The sequence below is a fragment of the Sediminicola sp. 1XM1-17 genome (assembly GCF_037203765.1).
GTDB lineage: Bacteria > Bacteroidota > Bacteroidia > Flavobacteriales > Flavobacteriaceae > Sediminicola.
Map to the genome: position 1 here is coordinate 253,191 of NZ_JBBCAS010000004.1, position 22,136 is coordinate 275,326.

General features: G+C 45.7%; 17 protein-coding genes and 1 pseudogene. 7 read left to right on the forward strand and 11 right to left on the reverse strand.

Annotated elements, in window-relative coordinates; translation table 11 throughout:
* Nucleotides 1-8 precede the first annotated feature (8 nt).
* Both odhB and WAA86_RS08215 read right to left on the reverse strand, forming a co-directional pair.
* Complete coding sequence (gene odhB, locus WAA86_RS08210) at nucleotides 9-1,238, reverse strand: 2-oxoglutarate dehydrogenase complex dihydrolipoyllysine-residue succinyltransferase (protein ID WP_337300517.1); 1,230 nt, start codon at nucleotides 1,236-1,238, stop codon at nucleotides 9-11.
* Between the two features lie 27 nt (nucleotides 1,239-1,265).
* Nucleotides 1,266-4,067 carry a 2-oxoglutarate dehydrogenase E1 component gene (locus tag WAA86_RS08215; RefSeq protein WP_337300518.1) on the reverse strand — a complete coding sequence of 934 codons (2,802 nt, stop codon included), beginning with the start codon at nucleotides 4,065-4,067 and terminating at the stop codon, nucleotides 1,266-1,268.
* A 102-nt stretch (nucleotides 4,068-4,169) separates the two neighbouring features.
* Between WAA86_RS08215 and WAA86_RS08220 the strand changes: the two genes are divergently transcribed.
* On the forward strand, nucleotides 4,170-4,700 hold the full coding sequence (locus WAA86_RS08220; protein WP_337300519.1) for an alpha-ketoglutarate decarboxylase: 531 nt from the start codon (nucleotides 4,170-4,172) through the stop codon (nucleotides 4,698-4,700).
* Nucleotides 4,701-4,708: 8 nt separating this feature from the next.
* Here the strand turns inward: WAA86_RS08220 and WAA86_RS08225 are convergent, their stop codons facing one another.
* Genes WAA86_RS08225 through WAA86_RS08240 form a run of 4 tightly spaced genes read right to left on the reverse strand, consistent with a single transcriptional unit; the run spans nucleotide 4,709 to nucleotide 8,560 of the window.
* Nucleotides 4,709-5,062, reverse strand: a complete 354-nt coding sequence (locus WAA86_RS08225; protein ID WP_337300520.1) for a hypothetical protein — start codon at nucleotides 5,060-5,062, stop codon at nucleotides 4,709-4,711.
* 31 nt (nucleotides 5,063-5,093) lie between these two features.
* Entirely contained in the window at nucleotides 5,094-6,371 is a 1,278-nt protein-coding gene (locus WAA86_RS08230) for a metal-dependent hydrolase family protein (RefSeq protein ID WP_337300521.1), read from the reverse strand.
* Between the two features lie 9 nt (nucleotides 6,372-6,380).
* On the reverse strand, nucleotides 6,381-7,400 hold the full coding sequence (gene galE / locus WAA86_RS08235; RefSeq protein ID WP_337300522.1) for a UDP-glucose 4-epimerase GalE: 1,020 nt from the start codon (nucleotides 7,398-7,400) through the stop codon (nucleotides 6,381-6,383).
* Nucleotides 7,401-7,405: 5 nt separating this feature from the next.
* Nucleotides 7,406-8,560 (reverse strand): DegT/DnrJ/EryC1/StrS family aminotransferase, encoded by a 1,155-nt coding sequence (locus WAA86_RS08240; RefSeq protein WP_337300523.1) that lies wholly within the window; start codon nucleotides 8,558-8,560, stop codon nucleotides 7,406-7,408.
* 94 nt (nucleotides 8,561-8,654) lie between these two features.
* Between WAA86_RS08240 and WAA86_RS08245 the strand changes: the two genes are divergently transcribed.
* Both WAA86_RS08245 and WAA86_RS08250 read left to right on the forward strand, forming a co-directional pair.
* Nucleotides 8,655-9,890 carry a 3-deoxy-D-manno-octulosonic acid transferase gene (locus WAA86_RS08245; RefSeq protein ID WP_337300524.1) on the forward strand — a complete coding sequence of 412 codons (1,236 nt, stop codon included), beginning with the start codon at nucleotides 8,655-8,657 and terminating at the stop codon, nucleotides 9,888-9,890.
* Between the two features lie 119 nt (nucleotides 9,891-10,009).
* Nucleotides 10,010-11,353 carry a sugar porter family MFS transporter gene (locus tag WAA86_RS08250; protein WP_337300525.1) on the forward strand — a complete coding sequence of 448 codons (1,344 nt, stop codon included), beginning with the start codon at nucleotides 10,010-10,012 and terminating at the stop codon, nucleotides 11,351-11,353.
* A gap of 401 nt (nucleotides 11,354-11,754) precedes the next feature.
* Here the strand turns inward: WAA86_RS08250 and WAA86_RS08255 are convergent, their stop codons facing one another.
* From WAA86_RS08255 to WAA86_RS08265, 3 genes and pseudogenes are all read right to left on the reverse strand, one after another.
* On the reverse strand, nucleotides 11,755-12,147 hold the full coding sequence (locus WAA86_RS08255) for a response regulator (protein WP_337300526.1): 393 nt from the start codon (nucleotides 12,145-12,147) through the stop codon (nucleotides 11,755-11,757).
* Nucleotides 12,140-14,392 (reverse strand): PAS domain-containing protein, encoded by a 2,253-nt coding sequence (locus WAA86_RS08260; RefSeq protein ID WP_337300527.1) that lies wholly within the window; start codon nucleotides 14,390-14,392, stop codon nucleotides 12,140-12,142. The genes WAA86_RS08255 and WAA86_RS08260 overlap by 8 nt, the downstream gene beginning before the upstream one ends.
* Nucleotides 14,393-14,816: 424 nt before the next feature.
* A pseudogene (locus tag WAA86_RS08265) lies at nucleotides 14,817-15,035 on the reverse strand (NAD(P)/FAD-dependent oxidoreductase); the annotation flags it as partial.
* 253 nt (nucleotides 15,036-15,288) lie between these two features.
* Here WAA86_RS08265 and WAA86_RS08270 point away from each other — a divergent pair.
* The gene (locus tag WAA86_RS08270; protein WP_337300528.1) at nucleotides 15,289-16,050 is read left to right on the forward strand and encodes a hypothetical protein; all 762 of its coding nucleotides are present in this window, start codon (nucleotides 15,289-15,291) and stop codon (nucleotides 16,048-16,050) included.
* Nucleotides 16,051-16,235: 185 nt separating this feature from the next.
* On the opposite strand, the gene WAA86_RS08275 is transcribed toward WAA86_RS08270, so the two are convergent.
* Nucleotides 16,236-16,811: a hypothetical protein gene (locus WAA86_RS08275; RefSeq protein WP_337300529.1), complete on the reverse strand. Its 576-nt coding sequence runs from the start codon at nucleotides 16,809-16,811 to the stop codon at nucleotides 16,236-16,238.
* Nucleotides 16,812-17,117: 306 nt separating this feature from the next.
* On the opposite strand from WAA86_RS08275, the gene WAA86_RS08280 reads away from it, so the two are divergent.
* The 3 genes from WAA86_RS08280 to WAA86_RS08290 all read left to right on the forward strand — a co-directional run bounded on the left by WAA86_RS08280 (nucleotide 17,118) and on the right by WAA86_RS08290 (nucleotide 21,098).
* Nucleotides 17,118-19,418 carry a TonB-dependent receptor gene (locus tag WAA86_RS08280; protein ID WP_337300530.1) on the forward strand — a complete coding sequence of 767 codons (2,301 nt, stop codon included), beginning with the start codon at nucleotides 17,118-17,120 and terminating at the stop codon, nucleotides 19,416-19,418.
* A gap of 2 nt (nucleotides 19,419-19,420) precedes the next feature.
* Nucleotides 19,421-19,900 carry a thioredoxin family protein gene (locus tag WAA86_RS08285; protein ID WP_337300531.1) on the forward strand — a complete coding sequence of 160 codons (480 nt, stop codon included), beginning with the start codon at nucleotides 19,421-19,423 and terminating at the stop codon, nucleotides 19,898-19,900.
* Between the two features lie 217 nt (nucleotides 19,901-20,117).
* The gene (locus WAA86_RS08290) at nucleotides 20,118-21,098 is read left to right on the forward strand and encodes an MBL fold metallo-hydrolase (RefSeq protein WP_337300532.1); all 981 of its coding nucleotides are present in this window, start codon (nucleotides 20,118-20,120) and stop codon (nucleotides 21,096-21,098) included.
* Between the two features lie 472 nt (nucleotides 21,099-21,570).
* On the opposite strand, the gene WAA86_RS08295 is transcribed toward WAA86_RS08290, so the two are convergent.
* Nucleotides 21,571-22,128, reverse strand: a complete 558-nt coding sequence (locus WAA86_RS08295; protein ID WP_337300533.1) for a type 1 periplasmic binding fold superfamily protein — start codon at nucleotides 22,126-22,128, stop codon at nucleotides 21,571-21,573.
* Nucleotides 22,129-22,136: the final 8 nt, after the last annotated feature.

Here is a 22,136-nt window from a genome sequence, read left to right on the forward strand (position 1 = left end):
TTTGAAGGCTATAGCTCCAATCCTTTGTTCACGTTATTGTCCATCAACAATTCAACCGGACTCTCCAAAGCTTCCTTAACGGCTACCAAGAATCCTACGGACTCCTTACCATCAATGATCCTATGGTCATAGGAAAGGGCCACGTACATAATTGGTGCAATAACCACTTTTCCGTCCTTGGCAATGGGTCTTTCCACGATATTGTGCATTCCCAAAATAGCACTTTGAGGTGGATTTATAATTGGTGTTGACAACATAGATCCGAACACCCCTCCATTGGTTATGGTAAAGGTACCTCCGGTCATCTCATCTACCGTAATCTCTCCCTCACGGGCCCTGATGGCCAAACGTTTCACTTCTGCCTCCACCCCTCTGAAAGAAAGGTTTTCAGCATTTCTGATCACAGGAACCATCAATCCTTTTGGCCCGGAAACGGCGATACTGATATCACAGAAATCATAGGAAATCATTTCCTTTCCATCGATCATGGAATTCACTGCCGGGTACATCTGCAAGGCCCTGATCACGGCTTTTGTAAAGAAGGACATAAATCCGAGTCCTACTCCGTGCTTGTCCTTGAACTGCTCCTTATACTGCTCGCGAAGCTCAAAAATTGGAGACATGTCCACTTCGTTAAAAGTGGTCAACATGGCCGTTTCGTTCTTTACCATGACCAAACGTTCCGCAACCTTACGGCGCAACATGGAAAGTTTTGTTCTGGTCTCCCCTCTTTGGCCACCTTTTGGTGTCCCCATAGATGGCACAGCTTTCACGGCATCCTCCTTGGTGATCCTGCCATCGCGGCCGGTTCCTTTGACGGTAGAGGCATCCATATTCTTTTCCTCCAATATTTTCTTGGCTGCCGGACTAGCTGTTCCGGATGCATAAGTTTCTTTAGCTTTTGCAGGTTCCGCAGGTTTTTCTGCCTTTTTAGGCTCTTCCTTCACGGTCTCTTTTTCTGCCTTGGCACTGTCTCCCTTATCACCACCTGCCGGTTTTTCCGCACTGGTATCGATCAAACAGACCACTTCGCCAACGGCAACCGCATCACCGACCTCAGCTTTTAAAGTGATGATCCCACTTTCTTCCGCAGGCAGTTCCAATGTAGCCTTATCGGAATCAACCTCAGCAATGGCCTGGTCCTTTTCTACATAGTCACCATCTTTTACCAACCATTCTGCTATTTCTACCTCGGTAATCGATTCCCCTGGAGAGGGAACTTTCATTTCTAAAATCATTATTTTATAATTTTAATGGATGCGTTATTAGTTTTTATTATTTCTTACCATGTTGTCCTTGGTCTTATCGAAAACATAGGTGATGATCTCCTGGTGGCGACGCTTGGCTCGAACCGCACTTCCAGCGGCTGGGGAAGCGTAGAATCTTCCTGATGCTACCCTAAATTTGCTCACATCACTGAAATGCATCAACATATGACTCCAAGCCCCCATGTTACGTGGTTCTTCCTGCGCCCAAACGATATCATCCGCATTTTTATATTTTGCCATGATATCCTTCATTTGAGTTGCAGGCAATGGGAATAACTGTTCTACCCTCACAAGTGCCACATCTTCCCTATTGTTCTCTTCTTTTACAGCCAATAGATCGTAATAGAATTTCCCGGTACAGAATACCAGACTCTTTATCTTTTTAACATCTGCAGTAGTATCATCAATAACCTCTTGGAAACTTCCATTGGCCATTTCATCTACAGTAGACACCGCCTTTGGGTGGCGCAGCAAACTCTTTGGTGTAAAAATGATCAACGGCTTCCTAAAATTGGATTTCATCTGCCTGCGCAACAAATGGAACATGTTTGCCGGGGTGGTACAATCTGCGATGTACATATTGTCCTTGGCACATAATTGCAGGTAGCGCTCCATCCTTGCCGATGAGTGCTCCGCTCCCTGTCCTTCATAACCGTGCGGCAACAACATTACCAGCCCGTTCTGAAGTTTCCATTTATCCTCGGCCGCAGAAATATACTGGTCGATCATAATCTGGGCACCATTGCTGAAATCCCCGAACTGCGCTTCCCATAAGGTCAGCGTATTGGGACTTGCCATGGCATAGCCATAATCAAAACCTACCACCCCGTATTCGGATAATAGGGAGTTGTAAATCTGGAATCTTCCCTGATCTTCGGAAAGCATATTCAATTGCATGATCTCTTCCTCACTTTCCTCTACCTTGACAACGGCATGGCGGTGGGAGAATGTACCACGTTCCACATCCTGACCGGACATACGTACGTTATACCCTTCCTGCAACAGGGATCCATATGCCAGGAGCTCCCCCATGGCCCAATCCAACTTGTCCGTTTCAAAGAACATGGTCTTGCGGTCCCCTATCAATTTTTCCACCTTGCGCAAGAACTTTTTGCCCTTGGGCAGTTCTGTTATTTTCTTGGCAATATCGGTAAGTTTCTTTTTATCGTAAGTGGTATCAATAGGCTTCATCATCTCCTCCTCTTGTACCGCTTCAAAACCTTTCCACTCATCTGCCATAAATGGCGTAATGACCGTTTTGTCAAGCTTTCTGGAATCCTCCAAATCCTCCTCAAGGGAAGCCTTGTACTCTTCTTCCAATTTTGGAACAAAACTATCGTCAATGATCCCCTCAGCGATCAATTTGGCCGCATAGAGGTCTCTTGTATTCTGGTGCTTTGCGATGGCCTTGTACAGCTTTGGCTGTGTAAATCTCGGCTCATCACCTTCGTTGTGTCCGTACTTTCTATATCCCAAAAGATCCAAGAAGACGTCCCTTTTAAAGGTCATTCTATATTCCAAGGCAAACAAGGCAGCATGTACAACCGCTTCCGGATCATCGGCATTGATATGCAATACCGGACTCAAGGTTACTTTGGCCACATCCGTACAATAGGTAGAGGTCCTCGCATCCAAATAATTGGTGGTAAACCCGATCTGGTTGTTCACCACAATGTGGATGGTTCCATTTGTCCTATATCCGTCCAAATCTGCCATTTGCACCAATTCGTAAACGAGCCCCTGACCTGCAATGGCCGCATCCCCATGAACTACAATGGGCAATACCTTGGAAAAATCGTCCGGGTAGTACTCATCCTGCTTGGCCCTGGTAATACCTTCCACAACGGCTCCTACCGTTTCCAAGTGGGAAGGGTTGGGCGCTATGTTCATTTTTATTTTGTTTCCATTGTCGGACATCCTATCGGAGGTCCAACCCAAATGGTACTTCACGTCACCGTCAAAAATATCCTGCTCGTAATCCTTTCCGTCAAATTCTCCAAAAATATCCTTTGGCGACTTCCCAAAAATATTGGTAAGCACGTTCAACCTACCCCTATGGGCCATCCCCATCACAAACTGCTCCACGCCCATTTCAGCTGCCCTTTCCACAACGGCATCCAAAGCTGGGATCAAAGATTCGTTCCCTTCCAGGGAGAACCTTTTCTGACCTACATATTTGGTATGCAGGAAACTCTCAAAAGCTACGGCCTGATTTAATTTTTTAAGGATATGTTTTTTGCGGTCGTTACTATAGTTTGGGTGGTTGTCATTGATGTTCAACCGGTTTTGGATCCACTCAATACGCTCCGGGGTTCTGATATACATATACTCCACCCCAATGGCATCGCAATAGATCCCTTGCAAATGCTGGATGATCTCCCTTAGGGTGCTGGCCCCAATGCCGATGATCTGGCCCGCAGTGAAAACGATGTCCATATCGGATTGCTCCAAACCGAAATTCTCTATATCCAGGGTCGGGGAATACTTTCGTCTTTCCCTGACCGGATTGGTCTTGGTAAACAAGTGGCCCCTACTGCGGTAACCATCTATAAGCTTTACGACCTGGAACTCCTTTTGAAGGGTTTGCGGTATTTCCACTGATTGCCCATTGGGCATTGCCACACCTACCGATGCTGATGGCAAATCCATATCATCCAACAAGCTTTCCTGACCAAAATCAAAACCTTGGAAAAACGCTCGCCAGCTCGGCTCAACGCTATCAGGATTTGTTAAATACTTGTCATATAGTTCTGCGAAAAAGGAAGTATGCGCAGCATTTAAAAAAGAATATTTATCCATGAAGGTTATCTCTGTCTTTTGAACAAAATTTAATCAAAAATACAACAATTAACATTTCCACGCTTACCTTAGGGGGGAATATTACAAAAATTAACGATTATTATGAAAAGACAGCATTACGTATCAATTCAACTCATTTTGGCTATTTTTTTAACGTTCAGCAGCTTTTCAGCCCTTGGTCAAGGATATCAAAACTCTGGGGATTTTTGGGGCAAGGTGCGCTATGGCGGGGGTGTCGGACTCGGATTTGGCCAAGATACGTTCACTGCCGTTCTGGCCCCCAGTGCCATTTACCAGGCCAGTGAGTATGTGGCCGTGGGAGCGGGACTCAATTTCAATTATTCAAAATTCCAGGACTCCAAACTGACCGCCTACGGTGGTAGTTTGATAACACTGGTAAATCCCATACGCCCCATACAACTATCCGCAGAATTGGAACAGCTACGGGTGAACAGGCGTTTTGAATATGAAGGAGCCGATATTGTGGACAACTACTGGTCGCCGGCACTATTCGCAGGGATAGGCTACAGCAATGGCAATGTGACCTTCGGTATCCGGTACGACCTACTCTACGATGAGGAAAAGAGTATTTATGCCGATCCCTTTATGCCCTTTGTCCGATTTTATTTCTAAAGGACAGCCTAGCTGTATTTGGCCTTGAACCAGACTTTCTGCCACTCCCTTTTTAGGACCAAAAAGGCAACCTCCTCGGCCACTTCCACCACATCTACTGCCTCAATGGCCTTGACCATGTTTTCGGGCACATCTATGATATAAAGTAGGTTTAGGTATTCTGCGAATCTTTCCATGATGAGCACATAGATCTTTTCATGGATGACCTTCTTTAGATCTTCTGGAGCTATGTCTTCGGTCAATTCAATAAAAATATTGGCCAACCCGAAATCTTTCATCAATTGGGCCACCAAATTGCCATACAAGTTTTCTGCTTCCGCTGCTTCCAGCAATTTTGTGCTATTGGGAAAATTTACTACCATATGCTATCTACGAACAATCCCAAGTTTTGGTTTATTCGTTTTTATAAACTTTTCCATTTTTCATGACAAAAGTGACCTTCTCCAAGGTTGCCACCTTATCCACGGGATTTTCGTCCACCGCCACAATATCGGCCAAATATCCGGCCTTCAATTTACCTAGACTTTCGGACATCCCCAACAGCTCGGCATTGGTTATGGTTGCTGATGCCAATGCTTCCATGACAGACATCCCACCTTCCACCATGTATCCAAATTCCCTCGCATTCAATCCGTGTGTAAAGACACCTGCATCGGTACCAAAGGCTATCGGCACACCTTTCTTATAGGCCCTTTTGAACATATCCGCTACCAAAGGCCCTACCTCTCTAGCCTTTTGGGCTACTACCTCAGGAAAATATCCGGGAATGGCCGCCTTTTCCACCACTTGTTTCCCGGCGATGATCGTTGGCACCAAAAAGCTGTTGTATTTTACCATCATATCCATGGTGGCATCACTCATGAAGGTACCGTGCTCAATGGTCTTTACACCCCCCATAATGGCCCTCTGCATCCCCTCGTCCCCATGGGCATGTGCCGCGGTCAGCATTCCATAATCTTTGGCAGTATCCGTAATGGCCTTTATTTCCTCTACGGTAAACTGGGGGTTGCTGCCGCTTTTGGCGACACTCAATACGCCGCCCGTAGCCGTTATCTTTATGACATCGGCACCGTCTTTGTAACGTTGCCGTACCGCTTTTTTACCATCTTCAGGAGAATTTACCACCCCTTCCTTTGGCCCCGGATCCCCCATCAGGTCCCGCTTCATCCCATTGGTGGGATCGGCATGACCGCCTGTAGTGGCGATGGACTTCCCTGCGGTGAAAATTCTAGGGCCATCTACCAACCCCTTGTTGATGGCGTTCCTCAAGGCGATGTTCACCCCGGTACCGCCCAAATCCCTAACGGTGGTAAACCCGGCCATCAAGGTGTTTTTGGCATAGACCGTGGATTCAAAGGCCACATCGGCCTCGTTCTGTACATACCTGTTGATATAGGTCTTGGGGTTGGACTCGCTTTCGATATGCACATGCATATCTATAAGTCCAGGTAGCACCGTTTTGTTTTTTAGATCGATGATATTAACGTTCTCCCCACCCAAAATATAACCGTTCCTGATCTCTTGGATCTTATCCCCGGAGACTATGATGGTTTTTTCGGACAAAACCTTTCCCGATTGTACATCCACGATTTTTCCACAGTGCAAATACGTGTCTTGAGCGGTTACCAAAAATGGCAGAATTGCCAGTACGGCAAGGAGTAACTTTTTCATATGATCTATCTATTTTTTCCTAACTTTCAATTCCCAGTCCCAGGCAGATTTCATGGCCTCGTCCAAGGTAGATTGAGCCTTCCAGCCCAGCACATTATTGGCTTTTGTGGTATCGGCATAGGCGGTGGTAATATCCCCTGCCCTGCGGTCCACAATCTTGTAGTTCAATTTGTTCCCGGAGACCTTTTCAAAACTTTGGATCACTTCCAGCACCGTACTTCCCGTTCCCGTACCCACATTGAACACCTCGTAATTTTCCTTGTTCTTACCTTGCAGCAACCGCTCCAGTGCTACCACATGGGCCTTGGCCAGATCCACCACATGGATATAATCGCGAATACAAGTACCGTCCGAGGTCGGATAATCATCCCCAAAGACCGATAGCTCCTTGCGCAGCCCTACCCCGGTCTGGGTAATAAAGGGAACCAAATTCTGGGGCACGCCAATGGGCAGTTCCCCAATGGCCGCAGAAGGATGGGCCCCCATCGGATTAAAATAGCGCAGGGCGATGGCGTTTAGGCCGGTGGCCACTTTACAGGTATCCCGGATAATCTCTTCCCCGATCTGTTTGGTATTCCCATAGGGCGATTCGGCCGGTTTTACCGGGGCGTCTTCGGTAATGGGCATGGTATCTGCCTGTCCGTATACCGTACAGGAAGAGCTAAAAATAAAACCCACCTTTTCCTTTTGGGAAAGCTCCTGTAGGACATACACCAAGGTATTGATATTGTTCTCATAATAGAGCAATGGTTTTTCCACGCTCTCCCCTACGGCCTTGGAGGCCGCAAAATGGATGACCCCTTGGATATCCCGGTGCCTTTTAAAAAAATCGGTCACCTTGGGTTTTTCCTTAAGGTCCAATTTTTCGAATTCCGGCTCTTTCCCAGTAATGGAGGTGATACGCCCCAACACATCTTGGGATGAATTGGAGAGGTCGTCAATGATGACGACCTCAAATCCTTTATTTTGCAATTCTACTACGGTATGCGACCCTATAAATCCCAAACCTCCCGTAACGAGTATCTTCATTTCAATTAACCGTTAATGAACTTAATAATTGTTTGAGCAATAAAATCGATCTGCTCATCGTCTAGCTCGGTATGCATGGGCAGAGAAATAACCTCTTTGACCAATTGGTTGGTCACCGGAAAATCGGCCTCCATGTACCGGTCATCCACATACGCCTTTTGACGATGCAATGGAATCGGGTAATATACTCCGCAAGGGATTCCCTGTTCTCCCAAATGTTTTACCAAAGCATCCCGTTGTCCGTTCATGATACGCAGGGTATACTGATGGAACACATGACAATCGCAGGTATCACAAATGCCCTCACATCCGTTGACAGTCTTGGGCACCCGGATATTTGGCTGTCCCTGGAAGGCCTTTGAGTATTTTCTGGCCGCATCCCTTCTCTTGTTGTTATAGGTATCCAAATGGGGCAATTTTGCCCTCAGTACCGCTGCCTGCATAGAATCCAATCTGGAATTCACACCAACCACATCGTGGTGGTACCTCTCGTACATCCCGTGGTTTACAATACCCCTCAAGGTATGCGCCAGGTCATCGTCATTGGTGAAAATGGCCCCGCCATCTCCGTAGCAGCCCAAATTTTTGGAAGGGAAGAAGGATGTTGCCGCAACATGCCCTATGGTCCCGGCCATCACTTTGGTTCCGTCTGCCGAGGTATGGGTAGCCCCAATGGCCTGGGCATTGTCTTCAATCACATATAAATTGTGCTTTTTGGCAATCTCCATGATCGCATCCATATTGGCACACTGGCCGAACAAATGCACGGGAACAATCGCCTTGGTCTTCGGCGTAATGGCCTTTTCCAAAGCCGCAATATCTATATTGAAGGTATCCGGATCCACATCTACCAATACCGGGGTAAGCTTCAATAAGGCGATGACCTCCACCGTTGCGGCAAAGGTAAAATCGGCCGTGATCACCTCATCCCCCTGCTCCAATCCCAGTCCCATCATCGCTATTTGAAGGGCATCCGTACCATTGGCACAAGGAATCACATGCTTGACCCCCAAATAGGTTTCGAGCTCCTTTTGAAAGGCATGAACTTCCGGTCCGTTAATAAAAGCTGTGGTTTCTAGTATCTGGGTCAGGGATGAATTGATCTGTTCTTTAATCGACTGGTATTGCCCGTTAAGGTCTACCATTTGTATTTTCTTCATCTTCATTATTTATATAAACAATAATACAAAAATAAGGAACTGAAGCCAAGGTATTGTTCTAAAGAAGCGTATTTTAGCCCGAAACGATTACCGAGTGTTATTTCTATATAATTTAGCCGTACTGACAGCGTCCTTTCTCCTCCGATTGATCGCCAATTTTAGTCCCAAGCTACAATTGTTCGTGAACGGTAGAAAAGATGTGTTTTCCCAACTGGAACAACAGCTTTCCCAGGAAGCCCAAGTCATCTGGGTGCATACCGCATCCCTGGGGGAATTTGAACAGGGCCTGCCCATTATAGAAAAACTCAAATTGGCCTATCCCGATTTCAAGATCTTGGTGACCTTTTTCTCCCCTTCAGGTTATGAAGTAAAGAAGAATACGCCCGTGGCCGATCTGGTCCTATACCTTCCCTTGGACACCAAAAAGAATGCTGAAAGATTTATTGCATTGGGCCGACCAAAACTCGCCATTTTTGTAAAATATGAGATTTGGCCCAATTATTTACAAGAACTGGCAGCGCAAAAGATCCCCACCCTGTTGATATCCGCCATTTTTACCAAAAGACAGATATTCTTCAAAGGCTACGGCGGTTTTATGCGTAGGGGACTGGCATCCTTTTCCCATATTTTTGTACAGGACAAAAACTCGCTGGAGCTTCTAAAGTCCATCAACATCCACCATGTCACCATAGGCGGGGACACCCGCTTTGATAGGGTCTCGGAAATTCTGGCGCGCAACAATGCACTCCCCTTTATGGATACCTTCAAACAGGAAAACCTGTGCATGGTGGCCGGAAGTACATGGCCAGAGGATGAGGCCGTCCTGCTGGACTATATCAACAGACCTTCCCAGCAGTTGAAATATGCAATTGCCCCCCACAATATCAAGGACACCCATATCCAAAAGCTCAAAGGGGCCATAACCAAAAAAACGGTGCTATTTTCTGAATTGGACAGGGCCGATATCAGCAATGCCGAGGTTCTGATCATAGATACGGTGGGACTCCTCACCAAGATCTACAGCTATGCCGATATCGCCTATGTGGGCGGCGGATTCGCAACCGGACTCCACAATACCCTGGAACCGGCGGTTTTTGGGATTCCAGTGCTCATAGGCCCACAATATCAGGGCTTCAAGGAGGCCGAGGACCTGGTAGCCCTACAAGGCGTACTACCGATATTGAACAAAACGGACTTGCAAAAAACCATGGACGAATTGGTGCAAAACACGGCATTCCATCAAAAGACAGGGGATATCAATACCACCTATATCAACCAAAACAAAGGGGCCAGCACCAAAATACTGGACCATATAAAATCCATTTTATAGCGTCCTGAATTTCAATTTGGTGACGCTTCTTGCTTTCATGGGACCAATTTCCTTTTGTTTTCATTTATCAAAATGCCGTTTGTTTTTTTAGTATGTTTACATACTTTGACCAACCAACCATGAACAATCGCATACTCAGAATCTCCCTTACGGCGGCCCTGGCCGGATTCCTATTTGGATTTGACACCGTAGTGATCAGCGGGGCCAATTTGCCCATCAAAGAACTATGGAACCTCTCGCCCTGGTTCCATGGCACCTTTATTATGTCCATGGCCCTATGGGGCACCGTTTTGGGATCCCTTTTTGGAGGTATTCCATGTGACCGCTTTGGCCGGAGAAAAACCTTGTTCTGGATCGGGGTACTATATTTCCTGTCCGCGATGGGCTCTGCAGTGGCAACGGACCCTTATATGTTCTCATTCTTTAGGTTTATAGGCGGACTGGGCGTAGGCGCCTCTTCCGTAGCGGCACCCATTTATATATCTGAAATATCCACGGCCCAAAATAGAGGGAAGCTGGGAGCCCTGTACCAGTTCAATATTGTCTTCGGTATATTTATCGCCTTTATTTCCAATTACCTGCTCAAGGGATTCGATGGCGCCAACGATTGGCGCTGGATGCTAGGGGTGGAGGCCATCCCTGCCCTGATCTATTCTGTCATGGTGCTGCAGGTACCGGATAGTCCCAGATGGCTGGTCATCAACAAAAAGGATGAGGCTGGGGCCCTAAAGATGCTCACCTATATCTCGGACAAAGCCCAGGCCATAGTGAAACTGGCGGAAATAAAAGCTTCCATTGGGGTAAAGACCACCAAAGAGGGACTCTTTGAAGGGAAATACAAAAAACCGTTGGTCCTGGCATTTTTGATCGCCTTTTTCAACCAGCTTTCGGGCATCAACTTTGTGCTCTACTACGCCCCAGAGATCTTGGAAAGGGCCGGATTGGGCGGGAAGGAATCCCTCTTCAACTCCATCTCCATTGGGATCATCAACCTGATCTTTACCCTGATTGGCATACAGTTGATCGATAGGCTGGGAAGAAAACAATTGATGAAAATAGGATCCTTGGGCTATATTGCCAGCTTGTCCATGGTAGCCTGGTGCTTCTATACAGGGGCAAGCTCTACCCTTCTACTCATCTTTATCTGTGCCTTTATCGCTTCCCATGCCATTGGACAGGGGGCCGTGATCTGGGTCTTTATATCCGAAATATTCCCCAACAAGGTCAGGGCATACGGACAATCCTGGGGTACCGGGGTACATTGGGTATTTGCAGCGGTCATCACCCTGATCACCCCTATCTTTTTGGACAGTACCGATGGGGTCTTTAAGGACAACCCTTGGCCGATCTTTATATTCTTTGCCTTTATGATGGTGCTACAATTGTTTTTTGTGATCTTTATGATGCCGGAAACAAAGGGAATTACCTTGGAGGATCTGGAAAGGAAATTTACCAAGGAGTAAACAAAAAAAAACGACAAGAAGCGCTTGTGACCAACTACGGGCGCATACTTGCCATATTTATAATTTATTGACCGTATTTAGTCGAAATTTTCAATGATTCCATTGAGAATTAGCAATTTATTACGTAATTTAGGACAAAGGTTCATCAAATGGAAATGGAAAACGAATTAACCATCGGCATAAAAATCCTGAACGGATTTCTCAGGATTATGGTCGCGGTACTGATAGTTATATTGGTAGCCGTAATTTTTTGCTTGATATTGGCGGCCTTTGGTTTCTTTTAGACCAATAGGCCAATTCCCTGAGCCTTAACCTGACAATATTTTTTTAAACCTACTGCAGATTTTTTACCCTAAACACCAAGAAGCTGGTGTATTCTTTTATGGTCAAAAATGAAATTCTTAAGCCTGTTCCAAATATTCCATCAGCATCGGGATCTTGTCCACTTTGTCTGCCGTCAAGGGTTTTTGGACAAAATGGATGATGTTCCCATAGTTTTTCGACTTTTCCATATCCAGGATATCCACGGAAGAGGTCAATACGATCACGGACATCCTGCCCTCTAGGCCGTGTTGGTATACGGCATCCAAAAACTCCCATCCGTCCATGACCGGCATATTGATATCCAACAACACCAAATGGGAGACTGCCGCCCCTTCCGCCCCTTGGAAATATGCCAATGCTTCAGCTCCATTTTCGAGCTGTACCACCCCTTGGGAAGTGTATTTCCTTAGAATCCTAAGATTCACGAATTGTATGATCGGATCGTCATCCACAAGAACAATCTTATTCATCTTGATACAGTTGATTGGTTTTTAAATCATTTGTAATCTGTGCAATATCCCTGGTGATCTGGTCTATTTCATTGGAAGCATTTCTAATCTCCTTCAACAAAAATTCTTGGTCTCCCTCATTGTTTTCCTCCGGATCCAACAATAAATTGGTGAGGCCCATCATCCGCACCAAGGGTGCCCTGAGCACATGGCTCTGCATCCATGCGATCTTGTTGAATTTGATATTTTGGGATTCAATGGTCTCGATATGCTTGGTAAGCCCGGAAATATCAAAAGCTACCACCTGTCGGCACACCCGTTCCTTAAAGGTAATAGGGTTGCTGTGGATACGTACATCGAAAACCTCCCCATTTTTCTTCCGGTGCTTGAAGGCCCCGTTAAAGACCCTACGGGCATTTGTTCTCACATCCGCTATCTCCTTCATTAATGGGGTAATCTCCCCTTCGGGCCTAATATCGGAAAGGGTTAGCTCCATAAATTCCTCCCTGCTATATCCATAGCAATCTACGGCAGCTGAATTGACATCCAGGAACTTGAGGGTCTCCAGATCGTACACCCAAGAGGGTTGGGGCGATAAATGGAACAGGTCGTTGTATTTCTTTTCGGAATCCCGCAATTTCTCCAAATACCTATTCTCTTCCGAAACATCGCGCATGGATCCCACCATTCGGAAAGGTCCACCATGGTCATTTCGCAGTATACTGGCCTTCTCATGGATATCTATATAGGTACCATCGCCCTTTAGATAGCGATATTTCGCCTCAAAATAATTCTCGTCCGGGTTGCGGAGCAGGTCTTTCAGCAGGCCCAACACCCGTTGGACATCTTCGGGATGCATATGGTTAATCCTGGTCTGAAGGGTGACTTTCCTTTTGGGCAGTTGATGTCCAAAATGTTTTTCATAGCCCGAGCCCCAATACACATCTTCATTGATGATGTCCCAATCATAAATTACCTCTTTGGTAAGGTCCGCGATCCTTTGAAATCGCTTATTGGCTATTTTTGCTTTCAGTACGTAATTGTTCCGCTCCGTGATATCACAAATGGCACCTACCATACGGACGGCCTTTCCATTGGCATTGCGGATGATAAAGGCCTTATCGTTCACAATAACGAAATTGCCGTCTGCCTTTTTGAAGCGGTATTCCTCTTCCCAGGTTTCATGGTCCTCCTCCAAAGATTTTTCAAAGCTGGCCTCTACCCGCACCCTATCTTCAGGGTGTATATTTTCTGCCCAAAGGGTCAAACCGGCCTTGGCATACTCATCGGGCTTGTGCCCATAGGTCTCAAAGAATATATCGTTCCAGTGCAGGGTCTCTTTGACCAGGTCCAGATCCCAGATGGCATCCGAGGTGGCCTTGGACAGGTAGGTCAATCGTTGCATGGCCTCTTCCAGTTTGGTGTAATCCTGTTTCTGCTGGGTAATATCCTCAATGGTACCCACCATTTCCACTACAATACCTTCTTTATCGCGGATGAGCGTATTGCTTGCTACCAAAAACCATTTCCAGGAGCCGTCCTTGTGTTTGATCCTATAGGCAACCTCATAATGGTCAATATGACCCTTTAAATAGTCCTTCCAATTGTCTTTTAGCCCCTCCAAATCTCCAGCGTGTATCATGGATTCCCATTTCTCCATGGTCAATGGCTGTAATTCTGTTTCAGAATAGCCCAATAATTGTGCCCATTTTGGATCAAAATAAAGGACCTGTTTTTTCAGGTTACAGGTCCACAGGCTCAATTTGGAATTCATGACAATATTACGGTTCACTTTCTTCTGCATGGCGAGCTCCTCCTGCACCAACTGCAATTTCTTTTCGGACTCCTGAGCCTCAAGGGTAGTGGATATTTGGGAAGCCACGGTCAACAAGGCCTTTTCCTGCTCGGCAGTCAACTGAAAGGTTTGGGCATAGAATAGGTGCAGCACCCCAAGGGCCACCCCCTCCCGGGTCTTTATGGGACAACCGACATGACCTGAAATTGCCTTATGATCAGCATCCAATACCAGTGGTTCAAGACCTACTTTTTTAAGACAAAAAATGATATCCAAGGAATTGGACGAACTAAGGGTTTGGGCCACCAAGTTGCCCAAGGTCTTTTGATCCTCTCGACGGATTAGGGAACCAAGGGAGCAACTGATCTTCCCGTCTCCATCTAGGTGCGAGAAACCTACCGCAGATGCCCCACCAATCAACTTGGCCAGATCGAGCATGGGTGCTATGGTATCCAAGGAGTTATTTTCCACTTGTGGTGACGGTTATTTGGGAATTAAAAAAAATGGTCTTTTTCATGGCCTCTTATCATTTATTACTAGGGTACTCTTTCTAATCCACTGACCTTCAGTTTACTAATACAATCATCTATAGACCTTAAAAAAAGGTCCTATATTAACAAGATGTTAGAACTCATAAGTAAGAAAAATATTATAACATATTCAAGATTTGTAGGGCAAAATTAAGGTTTATTTCCAATGGGTATGTACACAAAAGAAGTTTTTAAGCCGAAACGAATGAGCCTTAATGACAACAGTTCCCATACCATACCCCATTATAGCAACTACCCAAGAACCATAGGAATACCACTGCCTTCATTTTTGAAAATATGTGTGGCAAAAAAAAAAGATGTAACTCAGCAAGTTTCATCTTTTTGTATTGGAAAGGGGAAGTTTGTTAATCGTTCTTGCCCTTCATCATTTTGTTCCAATAGAGATATGGCAACCCATATTTCTTTAGCATCCACAATCCCCAATGCTCTTTGGCACTATTTAAAACAAGCATTTGCTTTAATTTGGGGTCAGGGGTAAAGGTATTTTCATAATCCAACTCTGCCAACACCATTTTACCATAATCGGTCACAAGCGGACAGGAGGAATAGCCATTATATGCTTTTGTCCCAATTGTGTTCTGTTTGATCAACATATCTAAATTCTTGAGATGGCCCACTACTATGCTTTATCCTTTACTGAACCATGGTTGCTGTGTTACTTTAAAATCTGGCTCACACCCTAGGTCTCATACTAGATAGCCTTCTTTACCGTTATACTGTCTTATGTAATTGATGTAGTTCATCGAAAAAAAGTAGGGTAAAACCATAGTCAGTTGTTTTACCATACATAAACCCAAATATTTAATAATTACTACTATGAAACAATTGAATCAAATGCTTGGACTTGCACTGCTCAGTGCATTTACATTAATCTCCTGCTCCAAGGAAGAATCCGCTTCGGATTCGGGGAAACTGGCGCTAAGCGCAAAAAGCACCACTTCGGCAACATCATCTTCCAAACAAGGGACCACCTCCAAGAGCGTGGCGGAAGGGATTGAAATCACCGACTTCGTCATCAACCTGGTGGAATTTGAACTGGAAATAGATGTGGAAGAATTTGAAATGGAAGGGGATCAGAACGAAGATTGGGATGACGACGGTTACTTCGATTTTGAAGATGAGATAGAGTTGGAAGGCCCCTTTACCCTTGACCTGATGGCGGGACAGATCAGCTTTCTGAATGTGACCGTTCCCAACGGCCGCTATGAGGAAGTGGAGTTCAAGATCAACAAAAGCAAGGATGTGAACAGTGAGATCTTTGACAAATCCGTACTGATCAAAGGCTTCGTAAACGATGTTCCCTTTGTCTTCTGGCATGATTTCATGGACGAGATAGAGATCGATTTTGAAGATCCTACAGTGGATGTTACCATTTCCAATAACACCGAGAACTTGGTGATCGATTTTAACCTCTCCCTTTTGTTCAATTCCGTTAACGGGGTAGACCTCAGTGGGGCAATGGATGGCAACAACGATGGCCTTATAGAGATATCGCCACGCGATACAGACGGCAACAACGATCTGGCACAATCCATTCGAAACAAAATGAAGGATATCATTGACTTGTTGGAAGATTAACCCAAGAGTATAAAGTAGTATAAAAACCTAGCTTCACTGCTGGGTTTTTTTTTGTCAAAAAAATCAAACCATACCTCCAAAAAAACACAAAAAAAGCCTCTCGTCTCCGAAAGGCTTTTGTGTTTTTTAATGTGGTGTCATACACCTCTATACCTTTGGCTGCCCTTTTCAGGGGCTGCCAATACTTAAATTTTTACGCGTTCCTGTTCCATGCTCTGCACCAATCGGGCAACAAACCATTTGGTATTGCTGGCGAACTGTGCTATTTTTTTGAAAACAACAGGTAGGTCGTACGGTTGAAAATCGAATCGCAGGATTACCTCCGGTATTTCGATACCACGGATCTCCAGTCCTCCCTCAATCTGAAAATCGAGAAACTCAAAACGCGACGTAGGTTTTACGCTCTTGTTACTAAGAACAAAACTGTTACCGGTTTTGGCCAAATAGAACCTAAAGGCGGTATATTCCCCAGCCGGCAACTGCAACATACTTTTCGACCTTAAAAAATGTCCCGTATGCAGCCCTTTGATCTGTAGCACCCTTGGTGGGAAATTTTCGATTTTATGTTCCTGCCCATCTTTATCAATGGCGGAAATACTGCCAATATTAAGGTTCATTTCGGAAATCCCCATTTTGGTAGCCTGGATACTCTGAAGCACCAAATCCTTCTGTTGCTTTCCTTCGGTTTCCCACTGCCCTAATACATCAAATGAATAGGGAACAGTCTGCCATATTGTTGGATAAAATTTTACTTTCTTCATAATTGTATAGTTTAAAAAATTATACAGGGCAAATGTCCGACAGAAGTGCGGACCAAAACTCCGCTCCATTTGCCATTTTCTATGCTATATTACCTTTTTATGACAATATTAAGAATCCTTTAAGTTAATATTACACAAAATCAAGGGGTTAGATACAAAAACAACGCCTACCATTCCTAAACATCTTGGGTTCGTTGAACCCTATTTCAGGGTTAAAACCACGCTTTTATTTTTCCTTTCAAAAATTATATTTTAGTTTTGCCTAAATTTATTATTAGACATATAAATGAAATTGATTTAGGACGTATGAAGTATCTTTTTTATATTTTCGTTATAATGACCACTTTTGTGGGTGCACAAGACCAGAAAGCGACGGTTTCCGGAAAGGTTACCTCCCAAGGCAAACCCATTCCCTATGCCAGTATCTATGTCAAGGGAGGGACACAGGGCAGCAGCACCAATGAGGAAGGCCGGTTTCAGATGACCGTACCCTCGGGCAAAATTTCCCTGGTGGCCCAATCACAGGGCTACAGGACAGCGACCAGGACCGTTACCCTAATAGCGGGGGAAAACACCGTGATTGATTATGACCTTTCCGAAATAGATGAAACTTTGGACGAGGTGGTGGTTACCGGCACACGTACCGAAAAGCGGAGAACGGATTCGCCCGTGATCGTAAACCTGATCAATAGTGAGACCCTGCAACAGGTAACAGCAACGGATCTTTCCGAAGGCCTGCGTTTTCAGCCCGGTCTGCGGGTAGAGGTAGATTGCCAGACCTGCAACTACAGTCAAATACGCATGAACGGCCTACAGGGCGGCTATTCTCAGATCCTCATCAACGGTAGGCCTATTTTCAGTCCCCTTACCGGACTCTATGGTCTGGAACAGATTCCGGTGAACATGATAGAACGCATCGAGGTGGTCCGTGGTGGCGTATCGGCCCTTTATGGCTCCAGTGCCATTGGGGGTACGGTAAATGTAATCACCAAGATTCCCAAACAAAATGGGTACAGCATTGGGTATTCGTACCAAAATATCAATGGAGGTGCAGACCAGAACCTGATCAACGGAAATGCCACCATCATTAACGATGCCGCCAATGCGGGCGCCAATTTTTTCCTGAGCAACAGAACGAGGTCTACCTATGATGCCAATGGGGACAACTTCTCCGAACTCCCCGAGCTCAAGGACAATTCCTTTGGAATGAACGCCTTTTATCTGCCCACGGAAAATTCCAAACTGGAAGCCAGTATCAGCAGCCTCTATGAATACCGTTATGGGGGTGAGATGGTGGAAAAACCTGCCTTCTTAACACAACAAAGTGAGGAGCGGGACCACCACGTACTGATGGGAAGCCTGGATTACCAGATCAATTTTGACAATAGCTCCCTGATCCTGTATTACGGGGGACAGCGCACCGATCGCGACCACTATACCGGTATTGTTCCAGATGATGAATCCGAAAGACAGGAATTTATTGCCAATCCGCCCTACGGCACTTCAGAGGTCACCACCCACCAAGGGGGTGTTCAGTACAACCAAAAGTTCAACAACTTTCTTGGAGGTACCACCGTGCTCACTGGGGGTACTGAATATATCTATGACGATGTTATGGACAACATAGCATCCTACAATTACCTGATTGACCAAACGACCAAAAATCTGGGGATTTTTGTTCAGAACGATTGGGAGCTTACCAAAAGCCTGAATTTTCTCTCGGGCTTCCGTATAGACAACCATAATCTGGTGGACAAGGCCATTTTCAGTCCACGTCTGTCCCTACTTTACAAATTGCAGGAGACTACCCAGTTCAGACTCGGATGGGGAACCGGTTTTAGGGCACCCCAAGCCTTTGATACGGACCTGCACATTGCCTTTGCTGGAGGTGGGGTGTCCAGGATCTCGCTAGCTGATGACCTGGTAGAGGAACGCTCCAACAGCTATACCGCTTCCATGAACTACGACAAAGCCAGTGAGCATTTTATTGGCGGGTTTACCATAGAGGGCTTTTATACCCATTTGGACGATGCCTTCTACCAATTTCCATTGGGAGAGGACGAATTTGGGGAACGGTTCGAAAAAAGGAACGGCAGCGGTGCCACCGTAAAAGGCGTCACGCTGGAGGCACGGGCCAATTTTGATTATGTGGTGGAGGTGGAGGCCGGTTTTACGCTCCAATCGAGCTTGTTCGATGATCCGGTAGAAAATATCGAAGGGCTTCCTACCAAAAGGGAATTTCTGAGGACGCCCAACGATTACGGCTATGCCACGCTATCCTATACCCCTACCAAAAAATTTAGCGCTAGTGCTAATTTGATCTATACTGGACAGATGGATATTACCCACTTTGGGGGGGAAGGCACCGGACAGACCGTAGATGAATACAAGGTTACCCCTACCTTTGCAGAACTGAGTTTACGTGCGGGCTACACTATAGACCTGCCAAAATTAAGTACGGCACTGGAACTGTTCGGAGGGGTAAAGAATATCACCAATAGCTACCAGGACGATTTTGATACGGGCAAAAACAGGGATAGCAATTATATCTATGGGCCTGCGGCACCACGAACCGTTTTTGTTGGACTAAAAATAAATTCATTGTAGGGATGAAAATCATAGGGATCTTCATAATATATGTTTCTGTATTGATGCTGGCCAGCCCCGCCCTTTCCCAGTCGGGCAACAAGGTGCAATGGCTCGATTTCCACCAATTGGAAGATTCCCTAAAAACGAGCCCCAAAAAGGTGTTCATCGATTTTTATGCCGATTGGTGCGGCCCCTGTGTAAAGATGCAAAAAGAGGTTTTTACGGATCAAAAAATTATTACCATCCTGAACAAGGAATACTATGCCGTAAAAATGAATGTAGAAAGTAGGGATACCATTAGATTCGGTAACCAGGTTTTCGTCAACGAACGGATCAACAAGAGAAATCCGGTACATCAGATCCCCTTGTTGATGGCCCGGCAAAAGAACAAGCCCTTCTCCCTTCCGGCACTGGTCTTTATGGATGAGAACTTTGAGGCCAAAGCCCGTTATTTTCAATATCTGAATGTGGAACAGCTCTACGAAATTCTGTCGCAATAAACAGAGTTGACCCTTCCTGTACCATACCGGACCAAAAGCCCAATCCATTTATAGCCTTTTTGGATCGGTTTACCCTGATTTTCCATCTGTTTGTATCGCATAGGCTACCAATGGCACAAATTTACCCCCATAAGAGTTATCGGTCGCCGTCCGCCTCTCTTTATGGCGTATCTTAGTAGATGACAATCAGCCTATTGGCCACGCAACCCCCTTGGATATGAACACCATTTTTTTCAAGAAACTCCTTGGTGGCCTGGTCTTGCTTGGCACCACCTTTTTTATAGTGCCCAAAACCGGGGTCAAGGAAGGCAGCATCACCAATCTCTACGATGCTTTTGGGAAAAATCCCACGTTGACCAAAGACTTCGGATTTTCCTGTATCACCCGCTATGGGGGCAAGACCATCCTTTTCGATTCCGGCAGCAATGCCGATATTTTTAAGTCCAACACCACCAATTTGGGGATCAATTTGGCACAGGTGGATATTGTAGTGGTCTCCCACGGGCATTTTGACCACCTCAACGGTTTGGATTATCTGCTCCATGTAAACCCCAAGGTAAAAATCTATTTCCCTTTTGATATTTTTTGGGGTGCTCCCGTACCTTTTGATGCTACGGGGCAGGAGCCATCCGTAACCGATTCCTTGCCCCGACACATGCAGTATTTTGATGGGGAAAGTACCAAATTCACTGTGGCACAGAGCGGACGGTTTTGGAATGCCGATATAGCGTTTGTAAAGTCTACCCAAGAAATTTTGCCCGGCCTCACCTTGGTTGCCACCACCTCTCCCTATATGGGCTATTTTTCCTGCTACCCCGGCAAAAGCTTTGTAGAGGGGCAGTTTGACACCCATAAGGACGATTGCAAACAGACGGGCCTACCAGAGCTTTCATTATCTATGAGTACGGACAAGGGTGAAGTACTGCTGGTGGGCTGCTCCCATTCCGGAGTGGAACATATCATAGCCGAAACCAAAAAACAGACCAACAACAAGATCGATCTGGTATATGGGGGTTTCCATTTGCTTCCCTTTGATAGAATGCAAACGACCCTTTTGGTAGATAAAATAAAAGACGAGCTGCAAGTACGCCGCGTTGCTCCCGCCCATTGCACGGGACATCTGGCCTTTAAAATACTGGAGGAGCACTATGGGGCCGACTATATCTACGCCGGCTTGGGCGAAACCATTTCCTATTGATGAATCCCCAACCATAAAACTACATATCAGAAATAAGTGCCCTATTTTTTTGATTCCTATGCCCAAGAGAAGGTGGAGGATATTTAAAGAATACCTGTTTTTCATCAACTGGGGACCGGTGACCACTAGCGGGAGAACAGTTTCCATGTAAAAAAAGGATGTCAATGGGGATTGGTAAAATGTGGTGGGTGCCGATAGCTATCGGGAGGACCGATGATTTTGAATAGTCCCAATATCAAACGATGAACTGCTACCCAACGGTAAATGCTGTGTTACCTCTGAGCCAGAAAATTCGCAAGACTTACAGCTATACCAATTAGGACGGAAAATTGAACTAATTTCTACAACCGATCTTGGCATACCTTTGGTAAACAAACCACTATGGATAACAGTTATGGCCCATCATAAAAAAATGCCCCTGACCAAAAATAGGCCAAGGGCATTCTTATAAAAAAAGCTGTCCTTACAAGGGCTACTCCACGGCAATATTGAATGTAGCGGCAAGATCTGTTTCTCCACCGGCATCTGCCAAGGAACCATCATTTGGTTTCTTGGGTTCGTGGCGTAGGGTAAAGGTAAGGGTACCGGAACTTACGGCTCCTGCCGTTAATGTAAATTCCGTTCCCAAGGGGTTGCCGTTTCCATCAAAGTTTTCGTACGCAGTGCTTACGTCCAGTCCACTACCAACGGTATAAAAAAACTGGTGCTCCGCGCTTTCGCCCTCTACCTCTTCGGTAATATTCTCTGCTGGGGTTACCGTTTCGTTCAATACGGACAAGCTGCCGTTGTATTGCGTACCGGCCGCTAGATTTCCAGAAACCGTTACTTCCGGCGCATTGGGACCGTCCCCATCCAGATCACGGGTCTGTAAGGTTATGGCCGTACCGCCTCCAACCGGGGAAAGGGTTACCGTAAGGGTGGTGATCACTTCTTCTTCATTAACGGCTATTGGCGTATCGTCACCATTTGAGCAGCCTGTAAACAAAATACCGGCCAAAAATAGGGCGCTTAAAATTGTCTTCTTTTTCATTGTTGTGG

Excerpts from the sequence above, each read along its gene's own strand:
- odhB (WP_337300517.1), bottom strand. The coding sequence starts at position 1,238 with ATGATTTTAGAAATGAAAGTTCCCTCTCCAGGGGAATCGATTACCGAG.
- WAA86_RS08215 (WP_337300518.1), bottom strand. The coding sequence starts at position 4,067 with ATGGATAAATATTCTTTTTTAAATGCTGCGCATACTTCCTTTTTCGCA.
- WAA86_RS08220 (WP_337300519.1), top strand. The coding sequence starts at position 4,170 with ATGAAAAGACAGCATTACGTATCAATTCAACTCATTTTGGCTATTTTT.
- WAA86_RS08225 (WP_337300520.1), bottom strand. The coding sequence starts at position 5,062 with ATGGTAGTAAATTTTCCCAATAGCACAAAATTGCTGGAAGCAGCGGAA.
- WAA86_RS08230 (WP_337300521.1), bottom strand. The coding sequence starts at position 6,371 with ATGAAAAAGTTACTCCTTGCCGTACTGGCAATTCTGCCATTTTTGGTA.
- galE (WP_337300522.1), bottom strand. The coding sequence starts at position 7,400 with ATGAAGATACTCGTTACGGGAGGTTTGGGATTTATAGGGTCGCATACC.
- WAA86_RS08240 (WP_337300523.1), bottom strand. The coding sequence starts at position 8,560 with ATGAAGAAAATACAAATGGTAGACCTTAACGGGCAATACCAGTCGATT.
- WAA86_RS08250 (WP_337300525.1), top strand. The coding sequence starts at position 10,010 with ATGAACAATCGCATACTCAGAATCTCCCTTACGGCGGCCCTGGCCGGA.
- WAA86_RS08255 (WP_337300526.1), bottom strand. The coding sequence starts at position 12,147 with ATGAATAAGATTGTTCTTGTGGATGACGATCCGATCATACAATTCGTG.
- WAA86_RS08270 (WP_337300528.1), top strand. The coding sequence starts at position 15,289 with ATGAAACAATTGAATCAAATGCTTGGACTTGCACTGCTCAGTGCATTT.
- WAA86_RS08275 (WP_337300529.1), bottom strand. The coding sequence starts at position 16,811 with ATGAAGAAAGTAAAATTTTATCCAACAATATGGCAGACTGTTCCCTAT.
- WAA86_RS08280 (WP_337300530.1), top strand. The coding sequence starts at position 17,118 with ATGAAGTATCTTTTTTATATTTTCGTTATAATGACCACTTTTGTGGGT.
- WAA86_RS08285 (WP_337300531.1), top strand. The coding sequence starts at position 19,421 with ATGAAAATCATAGGGATCTTCATAATATATGTTTCTGTATTGATGCTG.
- WAA86_RS08290 (WP_337300532.1), top strand. The coding sequence starts at position 20,118 with ATGAACACCATTTTTTTCAAGAAACTCCTTGGTGGCCTGGTCTTGCTT.
- WAA86_RS08295 (WP_337300533.1), bottom strand. The coding sequence starts at position 22,128 with ATGAAAAAGAAGACAATTTTAAGCGCCCTATTTTTGGCCGGTATTTTG.